The organism is Mesorhizobium sp. GbtcB19, assembly GCF_019091085.1.
GTDB lineage: Bacteria > Pseudomonadota > Alphaproteobacteria > Rhizobiales > Rhizobiaceae > Mesorhizobium.
In genome coordinates, this window is record NZ_JAGXJY010000314.1 from 1 (window position 1) to 258 (window position 258).

Here is a 258-nt window from a genome sequence, read left to right on the forward strand (position 1 = left end):
GCGATCGCCGCTTTGACGAGATTGCGCACCGGATCGTCGGCGTGAGGGACGCAGAAGATCAGCTCATAGAGCGGCCAGTCGAGCGAGAAGGCGCGCTTCAAGGTCTCTTGCGTGTACGGCTCGATGCTGCGCGACGGCACGATGATCGTGACCGACGGCTGCGCACCCGCGGGCGGCGCAAAGACATGATGCCGTTTCAGCCGTGGCGCCGCGGGCAGGATGCTGGGGAGATTCGAGAGGAGTAGGGCTGACGTAGCC

The 258-nt window shown here is 65.1% G+C and carries 1 pseudogene; it reads right to left on the reverse strand.

The features are described from left to right. Nucleotides 1-258: pseudogene (locus KVT37_RS32395) on the reverse strand (ceramide glucosyltransferase); the annotation flags it as partial.